At 60.6% G+C, this 11,482-nt stretch carries 11 protein-coding genes; 6 read left to right on the forward strand and 5 right to left on the reverse strand.

Annotated features, from left to right (window positions below):
• Window positions 1-312: 312 nt before the first annotated feature.
• Both K6N12_RS00185 and K6N12_RS00190 read right to left on the reverse strand, forming a co-directional pair.
• Window positions 313-1,608 (reverse strand): MFS transporter, encoded by a 1,296-nt coding sequence (locus K6N12_RS00185; RefSeq protein WP_183778198.1) that lies wholly within the window; start codon window positions 1,606-1,608, stop codon window positions 313-315.
• 182 nt (window positions 1,609-1,790) lie between these two features.
• Entirely contained in the window at window positions 1,791-2,243 is a 453-nt protein-coding gene (locus tag K6N12_RS00190; protein WP_183778196.1) for a MarR family winged helix-turn-helix transcriptional regulator, read from the reverse strand.
• 201 nt (window positions 2,244-2,444) lie between these two features.
• Here K6N12_RS00190 and K6N12_RS00195 point away from each other — a divergent pair, with 201 nt between their 5' ends.
• The 6 genes from K6N12_RS00195 to K6N12_RS00220 are packed head-to-tail and all read left to right on the forward strand — an operon-like array spanning window position 2,445 to window position 7,486.
• The gene (locus K6N12_RS00195) at window positions 2,445-2,984 is read left to right on the forward strand and encodes a flavin reductase family protein (RefSeq protein WP_183778194.1); all 540 of its coding nucleotides are present in this window, start codon (window positions 2,445-2,447) and stop codon (window positions 2,982-2,984) included.
• A gap of 10 nt (window positions 2,985-2,994) precedes the next feature.
• A complete protein-coding gene (locus K6N12_RS00200; protein ID WP_222148542.1) occupies window positions 2,995-4,227 on the forward strand; it encodes a flavin-dependent monooxygenase in 1,233 nt (410 codons plus the stop codon).
• 44 nt (window positions 4,228-4,271) lie between these two features.
• Entirely contained in the window at window positions 4,272-5,252 is a 981-nt protein-coding gene (tsdA, locus tag K6N12_RS00205) for a gamma-resorcylate decarboxylase (protein ID WP_183854496.1), read from the forward strand.
• 1 nt (window position 5,253) lies between these two features.
• Window positions 5,254-6,312 carry a maleylacetate reductase gene (locus K6N12_RS00210; protein ID WP_222148543.1) on the forward strand — a complete coding sequence of 353 codons (1,059 nt, stop codon included), beginning with the start codon at window positions 5,254-5,256 and terminating at the stop codon, window positions 6,310-6,312.
• Between the two features lie 20 nt (window positions 6,313-6,332).
• Window positions 6,333-7,181, forward strand: coding sequence for a dioxygenase family protein (locus tag K6N12_RS00215; protein WP_183778180.1), 849 nt, complete (start codon window positions 6,333-6,335; stop codon window positions 7,179-7,181).
• A complete protein-coding gene (locus K6N12_RS00220; protein ID WP_222148544.1) occupies window positions 7,178-7,486 on the forward strand; it encodes a YciI family protein in 309 nt (102 codons plus the stop codon). The genes K6N12_RS00215 and K6N12_RS00220 overlap by 4 nt, the downstream gene beginning before the upstream one ends.
• A 20-nt stretch (window positions 7,487-7,506) precedes the next feature.
• Here the strand turns inward: K6N12_RS00220 and ligD are convergent, their stop codons facing one another.
• The 3 genes from ligD to K6N12_RS00235 form a co-directional block, all read right to left on the reverse strand.
• Window positions 7,507-8,559 (reverse strand): non-homologous end-joining DNA ligase, encoded by a 1,053-nt coding sequence (gene ligD, locus K6N12_RS00225; protein WP_183778176.1) that lies wholly within the window; start codon window positions 8,557-8,559, stop codon window positions 7,507-7,509.
• Between the two features lie 326 nt (window positions 8,560-8,885).
• A complete protein-coding gene (locus tag K6N12_RS00230; RefSeq protein ID WP_183778174.1) occupies window positions 8,886-10,091 on the reverse strand; it encodes an MFS transporter in 1,206 nt (401 codons plus the stop codon).
• 203 nt (window positions 10,092-10,294) lie between these two features.
• A complete protein-coding gene (locus tag K6N12_RS00235) occupies window positions 10,295-11,479 on the reverse strand; it encodes an MFS transporter (protein WP_183854503.1) in 1,185 nt (394 codons plus the stop codon).
• Between the last annotated feature and the right edge of the window lie 3 nt (window positions 11,480-11,482).

Here is an 11,482-nt window from a genome sequence, read left to right on the forward strand (position 1 = left end):
CGTGAGTGATCTCACATCGGTGTCGCCTTGAAAGACATGACGATAGGGGACGTAAGGATTGCGCCTTGAGGTTTAAAGATGCTCGATGGGGAAATCAGGCAAGTACTTCCAACGATTTCGATATTTCGAGCATTCAATTCTACTGAATTAAGCTGCGTCAGCCTGTTTGTTTCGGCCAGCGTTTTGCTTTAGATGAACCTGTCCGACGTTGCAGCAACACGACTTGAGCGACCTCGCTGATCAAGATCAACTGGCTTTTCGAAATTTGCATTGCCGGCAGGTTTGGATTCCACACCTGCCGGCAATCCGCCATCAGGCAGCCTTTTTGCGATAGAGCATTGTCAGGAGTGCGAGGACGCATCCTACGGCTCCGACAGTTGCGAAGATGTAGAAATTCCACTGCGGAGCCAGGCCTGCACCCAGAACAGCACCGCCGATGGCCGGTCCTATCATGCCGCCTATACGGCCGATGCCGAGCGAGAAGCCAAGGCCGGTTCCACGGATCTCGACCGGATAGAGGTTTCCAACGAGAATATTGGCGAGGATTTGCGTGCCGATCGTTCCCGTACCCGCAAGTGCGACAAGGCCGTAGACCTGCAGGCCCTGATCCACTTGCGTCAGCAGCCAGATCGAGCAGGCTCCGAGCAGAAACATGCCTGCGACGACAATCTTGACATTGCCGCGGTCGGCAATCCTCGCGCCGATCAGCAGGCCGACTGCGGCTCCGAGATTGAGGGTTACCGAGAACAGCAGGGCGGAACCGAGGTCATAGCCCATCTTGTTCATGATAGTCGGAAGCCAGTTGACCATACCGAATGTCAGCAGCAGCGAACAGAAGTGGATGCCCCATGCATTCAAGGTCGGCAGCAGGCGACCTTCGGAGAACAGCGACCGGATGCCGACCTGTACAATAGGCTTGGCGATAGGATTGGGCAGCCCGTACTGGTCTGCGATCTGGTTGGCTTCGCTCTGGCGGTTCTTCGTTGCCAGCCATTCGGGAGATTCAGGGATGAGGCGGATGAAGAAAGGCAGAAGCAGGATCGGTGCGCCGCCGATGATCATCAGCGGACGCCATCCGTATTTCTGTATCAGCAGCATTCCGAGGATGCCCGAAATGATGCCGCCGGCGAGATAACCGAGAAGCGCAATCGAATAGGCCATCGCCTTCCGCTTCGGCGGAGAAAACTCGATGATCAACGCGGTTACCGTCGGAAAAAGAGCGCCAAGGCCCAGACCGGCAAGAAAGCGTGTGCCCTCGAAAACGGAAAAGTTCGGCGCCAGCCCGCTGCCGATCATCATGATCGAGAAGCTCAGCAGACTGCCGATGATGACCTTGCGGCGTCCGATCCTGTCAGCGAGCGTTCCCGCAACGAGAGCCCCGAGCAGCATGCCGAACAGGGTGATGGCGGCAGCGCGTCCGACCATGCCGGGCGTCAGGCCCCAACTGGCTTCGGCGAGCAATGCCGGGGCTACTGCGCCGTAAACGATCAGGTCATAGCCGTCGAACAGGATCAGCAGACCGCAAAGCACGATGATGATATTCGGGCTGCGAACGCGTTCCTTGAAAATAGCGAGATCTTGTATGGCCAATTTTCCCTCCCCATACATTTGAGTACAGGAAGTCCGCTCCTGCCAACGGCAGGTCCGCGTCAATCCATGTACAAATCCTCCTCGATCATTGCCGGCGTGGTTCCTCCCAGCGCCAGACTCACCCACGAGCGGGCGATGTCAAGACAATGACGACACGCTATTAAATACTTGCGAATAAAATATTTGCAACTGCAAACTTCTCAGCCGGCAGCTTTTCCCTTTTGGGATATTGCCGGCAGGTTGGCGTGCATGCGGCGCAGCGCATTCTTCAGGGCTGCTACCTCCTCGTCCGACATGCCCTGAACCGCAGTGCGTTCAAGCTCCACGGCAAGCGGCATCAGCCTTTCCGTCAGCGCCTCGCCCTGCGGGGTCAGCCTGACGATGACGATACGGCCATTGTCTTCCGGGCGTGTTCTCGACACCAGCTTGCGCTTGGCCAACGTGCCGACGAGGCGTGACAGCGTCGAGATCTCGACGGAGACGACGTCGGCGAGATCTCCAAGCGTGCTCTCCCGGCGCTCCTTGAGCATGGCCAGAACCCGGTACATCGCCACGCTGAGATTGTCTTCGGCAATTCTCTGCGAGAACACCTCGGCTATCCGCACGCCGGCGCGGTTGAGAAGATAAGGAACGGAATCGGTAAGTTTGTACATGTCTCTGTCTGCTGGCGGGATTCGGCTTGCTGAAGGCTTCCTCCGACATGCACCTAAATTGCCGGGATGACAACATGATAGGCTTTCAGCCGTTGAAAACGGCTTGGCAGAACAAACATTTTCGCGCCTGAATTATAAATTTGCATTGACAATAGTTGCATATGCAATAATTTGAAGCCCGAGGAGACACGGGAGGAAATCATGTCTGCCACTGCTGCCCTCGGCATATCGCCGGCCCCCGCACCGATCAGCGACGCGTTTCGATCGACCATGCGCCGTTTCCCGGCGACGGTGACGGTCATTTCCGCCTGCCGCAACGGTGCGGATCATGGAATGACGGCAACGGCCGTCACATCACTTTCAATGGATCCGCCCTCTCTTCTCATCTGCCTGAACAATCGCACCTATCTGCATGACATGCTGCTCGAGGTGCCGGAATTCGCGGTCAGCATTCTGACCGACAGGCAGGCCGCCGTATCGGAAGGTTTCAGCGGCAAGATTGCGCCCGAGCGTCGGTTCGACGCTGCCGATTGGGTTCGCCATGAGCGTGGAATGATGGTGCTGGGCACCGCCCATGCCTCGGTCGTCTGCCGCCGCATGGGCGTCGTTCCCTATGGCACGCACACGATCTTCATCGGGCAGGTGGTGGATACACGCGTTTCCAACGACACCGTCGCATTGATGTACGAGAACTCGAAATATTGCGCGCCACAGCACGCACTTCCCGCATCCCAGAACTGAAGGTCGTTCCATGAACAATACAGCCGCCCTGTTTCCCGCCTCGGCGCGGGTCGAGACCGCATGTCTTGCAGACCGCATCGCCCCGGTGCTGGATGAAATCCGTGCCGGTGCGCGCGATACGGAAAAATCGGGCCGGGTGCCGGCGCGCAATATGGATCTGCTACGCTCGGCCGGCTACTTCGATATCGTCAAGCCTGGCCGTTTCGGCGGCGCCGAAGGATCGTTTGCGGAGCTTGTCGATGCCAATATCGAACTGTCGTCGGCCTGTGCCTCCACCGGCTGGGTTGCCGGCCTGCTTTCCGCGCATCAATGGCTGCTTGCCATGTTCGACGAACGGGTTCAGCAGGAAGTATGGGGCGACAATCCGGATGCGCTGCTCTGCGGTTCCTATGCGCCGGTCCGCATGGCTGAGCGCGTCCACGGTGGTTTCCGGCTATCCGGCGACTGGGCCTTTGCCAGCGGATGCGAAAATGCAGGATGGGCGCTCTGTGCGGCGATCATTCCGCCAAAAGGCGAGGGCGAGCGTCCAGTGCCGGCGTTTCTTCTGGTTCCGGCCGGCGATTATACCATTGCCGAGACCTGGGATGTCGTCGGCCTCGCCGGCACCGGCTCGAAGAGCCTGATCCTCAAGGAGGTCTTCGTTCCGGAATACCGCATGCTGAGCTTTGCGGATGCGACCTCCGGCAGAACACCGGGCGGGCGTGGCTACCAGGGCATCGGCCTTTTCAACATTCCGCTCCTCATGGGCATTCCCTTCTGCCTCGGCAGCGCCGCCGTCGGTGCGGCGAAGGGCGCACTGGATAGCTATATCGACCACATCGGGACCCGTGTGACGCGGGGTGCGGTTGCCGGCGGCAACAACAAGATCGCGGAATTTCCGACGATCCAGCTTCGCGTGGCGGAAGCCTCCGCATCCGTCGATGCCGCCCGCGAAATCCTTCTGCGCGATATTGCCCGGGCGCAGCAATTGGCCCAGGCCCGCGAGGATGGCGCCGCCGAGATCACTGGGGAAGATCGGATACTCGCCCGCCGCAGCCAGTCCTTTGCGGTCAGCTTGGCGCTTCGGGCCGTGGAGGCACTCAACGCGTCGACAGGCGGCCTTGGCCTGCAGATGTCCAATCCCGTCCAGCGCGCATGGCGAGATACCAATGCCGTCGGGCGCCACATTTCCATGAACTGGGATGCCGTCGGCACCATGGTCGGCCAGCAGTTGCTCGGCCTTCCGCCCAAGGGACAATTCTGACCCGCCACCGTCATTGTTTCGAAAGACAGGAAAGAGAGCATATCGTGCAAGGCAAGATCGCGCTTGAAGAACATTTCGCCATTCCCGAGACGTTGCAGGATTCGGCTGGATTCGTGCCGGGCGACTACTGGACTGAACTATCCGCCCGCCTTCTCGATATCCAGGACAAGCGTTTGCGCCTGATGGATGCCCACGGCATCGAAAAAATGATCCTGTCGCTGAACGCTCCGGCCGTGCAGGCAATCCCGGACAAGGCCAAGGCCCTGGAGATTTCCCGGCGCGCCAACGACTTTCTGGCGGAGCAATGCGTCAAGAACCCCAACCGTTTTCTGGGATTTGCCGCTTTACCCCTGCAGGATCCGGATGCGGCGACGCAGGAACTGCAGCGCTGCGTAACGACGCTGGGCTTCGTCGGCGCACTGGTCAACGGCTTCTCGCAGGAGGGCGACGGAACGACGCCGCTCTATTACGATCTGCCGCAATACCGTTCGTTCTGGGCCGAAGTCGAAAAACTCAACATTCCCTTCTATCTGCACCCGCGCAACCCGCTGCCGCAGGATAGCCGCATCTATGCCGGCCACTCCTGGCTGATGGGTCCGACATGGGCGTTCGCACAGGAGACCGCAGTTCATGCGCTGCGCCTGATGGGATCCGGCCTATTCGACGAACATCCGGCTTTGCGGATCATCGTCGGTCACATGGGGGAGGGGCTGCCCTTCATGATGTGGCGCATCGACAACCGGAATGCCTGGGTCAAGGTGGAAAAGAACTATCCGGCCAAACGCCCGATCGCCGATTATTTCAACGAGAATTTCTACATCACGACGTCGGGGAATTTCCGCACACAATCACTGATCGATGCTATGCTGGAAATCGGCGCGGACAGAATTCTGTTTTCGACAGACTGGCCATTCGAAAACATCGACCATGCTGCAAACTGGTTCGACAGCGCCACCATTTCCGAAGCCGATCGGCTGAAGATCGGTCGCACCAATGCGGTTTCACTGTTCAAACTCGATCGATAGCATGGTCGCACCTTTCAGATACACGGCCAGCGCGGCTGAGATCATCTTCGGGAGCGGTTCACTGAGCCGTCTCGCCGAGGCGGTTGCAGGGCAGGGCGGCAAACGCGCGCTGATCCTTTCGACCCGGCACCAGAAGCAAGAGGCAGAACGGATCGCTGCCTCCCTCGGCCCGCTCGCGGCGGGACTGTTCCACGAGGCGGCAATGCATACGCCGGTCGATGTGACCGAGCGCGCAATGGCTAGATATAGCCAAGCCGGCGCCGATTGCGTCGTCGCAATCGGCGGCGGATCAACGATCGGCCTCGGCAAGGCGATCGCCTATCGCAACGACGCACCGCAAATCGTGGTGGCGACGACCTATGCGGGCTCGGAGGTCACACCGATCCTCGGCCAGACGGAGAACGGCCAGAAGACGACAGTGCGTGGAGCGGGCATCCTGCCCGAGGTGGTGATCTACGATCCTGAATTGACATTGAGCCTGCCGGTCGAGATCAGCGTCAGCAGCGGGCTCAATGCAATGGCGCATGCGGTCGAAGGTCTCTACGCAGAGGACCGCAATCCAATCTCGTCGATGATGGCGATCGAGGGCCTGCGGGCGCTGAAGCACGCTCTGCCTCAGATCGTCCAGGCCCCTCGGGACATCGAAGCGCGAAGCGAAGCGCTTTACGGGTCCTGGCTGTGCGGCACGGTCCTCGGAACGGTCGGGATGGCCCTGCATCACAAACTTTGCCATACGCTCGGCGGCAGCTTCGATCTGCCGCATGCCGAAACCCATGCGGTCGTTCTTCCCCATTCCGCCGACTATAACGCCGCAGCCGCAACGGATGCGCTAAGGCCTGCCGCCGAGCTTTTCGGCGGCTCGCTCGGCCGCGGTCTTTATGATTTTGCCGCTTCGATCGGCGCCCCCTTGGCGCTGCGAGATCTCGGTATGAAGGAGGCCGATTTGGACCGCGCGGCCGAAATCGCCGCTCGGAATCCCTATTGGAACCCGCGTCCGCTCGAAGGAAAAGCGATCCGGGCTTTGTTGCAGAGCGCCTGGGAGGGCGCGCGGCCGCGTTAACGGCTAGGGAGGATGGCCACGTGCCTGAATATTTCAGCGAAGAGAGATCCGTGGAAGCCGTCAACGCGCGCATGGGGCGGGACATCAATCCGCGCCTGGCCGAAATCATGTCGTCGCTGGTCAAGCATCTGCATGCTTTTGCCAGGGATGTCAGCCTGAGCCAGGAGGAATGGGCGTTGGCCATCGGCTTCCTGACCCGAACCGGCCATCTCTGTCATGACGAGCGACAGGAGTTCATCCTGCTCAGCGATACGCTGGGTTTCTCGATGCTGGTGGATGCGATCAACAACCGGCGTCCGCCGGGCGCCACGGAGAACACCGTGTTCGGGCCGTTCCATGTCGAAGGGGCGCCCATACGGCATATGGGTGAAAACATCTCGCTCGACGGCAAGGGCGAGAGTTGTCTGTTCATCGGGCGGGTGCTCGATCTTAACGGCAATCCGATCGAGGGAGCCCGGATCGATGTCTGGTCGGATAATGCCGATGGGTTCTACGACGTCCAGCAGCCGGATATCCAGCCGAAATGGAACAACCGGGGCATTTTCGTCACCGGCGCCGATGGCGCTTATAGTTTCGTCGGCATCAAGCCGGTCTCTTATCCGATCCCGGATGACGGCCCGGTCGGCCAGATGCTGGCATCCCTCGGCCGCCATCCCTATCGTCCCGCCCACACCCATTACCTGATCACGGCTCCGGGTTATCAGAAGCTCGTAACCCACACTTTCGTCGGCGACGATCCCTACCTGGAATCCGATACCGTATTTGGCGTCAAACACAGCCTTGTCGCACCTTTCGAGCGCATAGATCGTCCAACCATCTGGCGCTCCGATTTCGATTTCGTGCTGACGCCGATCGAGGACGGACGATGATCGTTGCCCGCTATGCGGTATCCGACCCTGGCAAGCGCGCCGAGCGCTCGCGATTGCTGGAGGAACACAAGGCCTATCTGCAGGGCACAGCGATCCGCATCCTGCTTTCCGGCCCTTCCGCGCCGCCGGCGGCGGGCAGGGGTTCAACCGCCCTCGTGATCGCGGAGGTCGAGACGCTCGCCGAGTTCGAGGCCTTCAGCACAGGAGATCCCTTCGTCCGCTCCGGTGTTTACGCGAGCGTCGAGATCTTCGAATGGCGGCCCACGCTTGGGCTTCTTCTGGAGAGACTCTCCGACGGCAGCTGAAAACCTGACGATCGCCGACCTCAACTGCCAAAGCCGGTCATATCGAACACGGCGGCGTTGTCCTGAACTTCGCGCAGCCCCTTATACGACGCATGACGGAGGCTGCCGTCATCCGTCCAGCCGCGAAACTCGATCTCGGCGATGAGGGTCGGCTGCACGAAGACGTAGCGTTTGCCCCTCAAGGGGACGGCCGGCCGGTTCGTCTTCAACCGGTCGAGCGTTTTTTTCAGGTCTTCGGCATCGCTGGCACTAAAACCGGTTCCGACCGCCCCCACGGAAACCCAGTCGAAACCCTTCTTGCCGGCGAGCAGCAGGCTGCCGATGCCGCCGCGGGCGGCCGCCGATTGTTCGTAGCCGACGATCATGAAGCTCTCGCTCTCGACGCACTTGATCTTCAGCCAGTCGCCCGTGCGGCCACTGCGGTAGGGCTGATCGCGATGCTTGGCGATGATGCCTTCCAGCCCATGATGGCAGGCGTGATCGAGGAGCTCGTCACCCGGCAGGTCTATTTCTTCGGAAAAGCGGATCGTCCCACTGCCTTCCGGTATCAGGTCTTCAAGAAGGTGCCGGCGCACGGCGAGCTCGGTGCCTGTGAGGTCATGCCCGTCAAGATACAAAAGGTCGAAGGCGTAGAGAATGGACTCGTTCGAGGCCCGCTTGCCGCCGCGACCGCCGAGCGAACGTTGCAGCGCGCCGAAATCCGACCGGCCGTGATCATCCATAACCACGGCTTCTCCATCCAGTATGGCGGTGGCCACGCCGAGTTCCTTGGCGGCCGCGGCGATGGTGGGAAAACGATGCGTCCAGTCATGGCCGCCGCGGGTGATGACACGAACGCCCTTCGGCTCGATGTGGATCGCAAGCCGGTAGCCATCCCACTTCGCCTCGTAGAGCCAATCCGGCCCGATCGGCACGCGGGGCTTCAGCAGTGCGAGGCATGGCTCGACCCTCGCCGGCATTGGATCGAACGGAAGGCTTGGCTGGTCGGGATCGCGCTTGCGGATCGGACGAGATTGCAGCGTTGCATTGGACTCGTTGAGGAATGGCAATGAGGGGCGGCGCGAGCGTGTCATGATCGTTGTCTGTCCTTCCCGGACTGGTTTTCAGGCTCTTCTCCAAACACGATGTCGCCTTTCCCACTCTGCTCAATGGGATTTAGGTCCGGTGAGTATTTCGGCAAGAACCATAGCCTGGCGCGTTTCGGCCGACTTCCTCCACAGATAGGGTCCCTGGGGGGGGGCAGGGAGACCAACGATTTCGCGGAACAGTTGAATTGAGCCAGTCGGCCCAAGCCTTGTGCTCGAGGACGACGATCTGCCGGTCTTGGTATGGCGCGATGTCCGCGATGATGCCAACATATAATAGCCTTTGCCCAGGGCAAAGGCAGCATCGGCAGACGCTACACGGCCTGCACACTCTGGTCCTTCGGCAGCGAGATTGTCATCGCCGCGGCGACGGCGGCCGTAACTGCAACGGCGAGATAGATGCCGCTGAAACTCTCAGTCGAGGTCTGGATCACGCCGCCAAAGAAGTTCCCAGCAGTGCCGCCGATGCCTTGGAGCACGGTGCAGATGCCTAAGACAGTGACCGCGACGCGGGGCGTGGCGCGATGTGAGACGTAGGCCGGCAGCAAGCCATAGATCGGATAAAAGCCCAGCGAAAAGAAGATGCCGGACAGAGTCGAGAGTTCCATCGAGGGATCGAGGACGACGAGGGCGCCGGCGGCGAGGAAGCTTGAGTAACAGGTAAGCATGGCATAGCGCGATCCGAGACGCGACGATATCGTGCCAATGGCGAAGCCTGCGCTTATCCCCACCGCCCCGATCGTTGCCCAGAGCCATGAGGCAAAGCCGACGGAGTAGCCGAGTTCCTCGCGCAGGAACGGCGAGAGATAGGTGAGATAGGGATATGGCATCAGCCCGTTGATGAAGCCGAGCGCGAAGATCAGCGTCACCCATGGCATGATGGAGCGCAGGCTTGCTGAACCGCCAGCAGTTGGCGCCAGCGTTTGGTGACTTGTCCCGCTGTCGAAGAGGCCGGCCCGCCCGAAGAGAATGTGGGTGACAACCGCCAGTGCGATCGTGGCCGCGCCTGTGAGGAACCAGACCATCTGCCAGTGACCGCTTCCGGCGTATGCCGCCACGAGTGCGCTGTTGATGAGGACGCCAAAGGCCGGGGCGCTGGAGATCAGGCTCATGGCAAAGCCGCGCTGGTCTGCTCTTACCACCCGCGAGGCAAGATTAATCATCGGCACGAAAGTCGATGCGCCAGTCGCGCCGGCGACCATCAGCAGGCCGGCAACCACATAGAGATTGTCACTGATGGGGATGCTCGACAGGCAGAGCCCGCAGAGCGACACGGACGCCACCACCGTCCGTGCGGCGCCGATGCGATGGACGAGCCAGGTACCGAGCACGGCGAATGCCACTGTGGAAAACTGCACTAGGCCGGTGACCGTGCCGACGAAGGAATAGTCGAAGGCAAGATCTTTCCGCATGTCGGGGATGATCTGAGGAAAAAGGCTGAGGCCGAATCCGTAACACGTGCCGACGCAGGCGATCATGACGGCTAGGAGGACGTTATCATGGATACGCACGCTAGTCATGATGATCGACCTCTGTTGGCAACCGTGTTCGCGCTCCGGCTCGACGCGATGATCATCTAGCATGAGCAGTCGGCGGACTGTCGGATCTGCGACGCCGGCGGCCTAAAACGCATACAAATGGGACCGCCGAGCATGCGCTACGGCGTGCTCGCCTATGCTTTTCGCCGAACCAATCAAGCCGCCGAAACAGCCAGCTCGATCGATCACCCGTTGACGCTCCGAACGCTCGCAACGCTGCCGCCGCAGGCCGCCCGGCGCTGAGCAAGCACCTTAACCGAAAAGAGCGCGTAGACGATCAACGGAAGGCAGACGAGATAGGATGTCCTGATGCCCGCATGTTCGGCAATGAAACCGAGCAGCGGCGGCGCCAGGAAGAAGACGACGAAGGTCATCTGGCCAAGGGCGGCGACGTTGAGATGCGCCGCCCGATCTGTGCGCTGGGCCGCCGCCGAGACGGCGAGAGGATAGACCGCGCTGCAGCCGGCGCCCATCGCGGCAAAGCCCGCCAGTGCCACATAGGCATGCGGAGCGCCCCAGACAGCGCAAACGCCGATAGCCGAAAGGACAAGCAACATCGTGGCGACGGCCCGCGGGCCAAACCGATCGACCAGCGGATCGACGAACAGGCGCGCCAGTGCCATGCAGAAAGTAAAGAGGGTCAATCCTAGTCCGCCAATGAAGGGCTCGACTGAAAACACGTCGCGCATATAGATCGCCGACCAGTCGATCCCGGCACCTTCGACGAGAAAGGCCGCGATGCCGATCACGCAGAGCGGCATGAGGCTCCGGGTGGGAAGCGCCACCAGTGGCGCCTTGCCTTCATTCAACGGGGTCCGCGCGGGCGCATTGCGCATACCTGAAATCGCCCAGACGCCGAGCACAAGCACCGCTGCAAAGGTCACGGCGAGATGCAGTTGCATCGAAATACCGGCTTGGCGGACGACCGAGGAGACAAGCGCCGTGACGAAGAAGCCGAGGCTCCAGAAACCATGCGCCCTGTTCATCACGCCGCGTCCTAACTGTGCTTCGATGCGATCAATCTCGACATTGAGATTGATCTCCAGCGCCCCGGCGAGCATCCCCTCGACGAAAAGCACACAGAACACGACCGGCGCCGCACCAATCCACGGCACCAGCGACAGCAGCGCAGACGTGCCGAGAACAGTAATGAATGCCGTTGTCCGCGCGCCAAGCCGGGCGATCACGGGCGAAGACAAAGTCAACGAAATCAAGGCGCCGATCGCAGCCCCTATCAATGTCAACCCAAGCTCCGACTTGTCGACGTCAAGCGCAACCTGCAAATCCGGCATCCTCGACAACAGCGCCCCCAGCGACACGGCGAAGAGAAAGAAGCAGACATAGATCCGCTGCTGCGGCGCGATTTTCATGAT

This window comes from Rhizobium redzepovicii, assembly GCF_019793435.1.
Taxonomy (GTDB): domain Bacteria; phylum Pseudomonadota; class Alphaproteobacteria; order Rhizobiales; family Rhizobiaceae; genus Rhizobium; species Rhizobium redzepovicii.